The sequence below is a fragment of the Kocuria sabuli genome (assembly GCF_040981185.1).
GTDB classification, from domain to species: Bacteria; Actinomycetota; Actinomycetes; order Actinomycetales; family Micrococcaceae; genus Kocuria; species Kocuria sabuli.
The window spans coordinates 1-577 of record NZ_JAVHZE010000089.1; the positions used below are offsets into that span (position 1 = coordinate 1).

Consider the following 577-nt stretch of genomic DNA (forward strand, 5'->3'; position numbering starts at 1 on the left):
CGCATGGGCGTCTACATGGCGCATCCCGCAGTTTAAACCGATTGGTCTCCCTACGATGGGCGCTTACCGCGAACTGCGCAAGCTGCCGCGAGGCGTGAGTATCGCCAGTGAGTTTGACGACCGTGTCGAGGCTGTCCGGGCTGCTGCTGATGAAGGTGAATTTGACCTGTATATCATCGCGCAGGGAGGAGCAAACATTAAGCGTGATGCTCAGGCCGTCAGGGTCGCCCGTAAGGTGACGGATGAGGTCAACGAATACGAGGAAAATATCGAGAGGGTGGTCGGTATTTACGCTCCTCACCTTGGGGCTGACCGTGTGCGTGTAACCCGTACAGCCGAATGGCGCATCGTTCCAAAGGTTTTGGCCGTTGAGCCTTTGACCTTAAAAAGCGGCTTCGCCGCGCCTCGGAGTCCTGTCAATAACTGTGGAAAGCTCACCGGCGGTGACGATCCAGTTATGACCCCTACACCGTCTGAGCAAGCCGCAGCGGTGTTAAATCTGATTGATCGCGGGGTTATCGGCTGGAATGAGCCAGACGTCGTGAAGGTGCTTAACGGTGCGTTAAAAGCTGGCGCA

At 56.5% G+C, this 577-nt stretch carries 1 protein-coding gene; it reads left to right on the forward strand.

Annotated elements, in window-relative coordinates; genetic code table 11:
- Positions 1-55: 55 nt before the first annotated feature.
- On the forward strand, positions 56-577 hold a 522-nt coding region (locus RE027_RS18035), incomplete at its 3' end, for a hypothetical protein (RefSeq protein WP_368809673.1).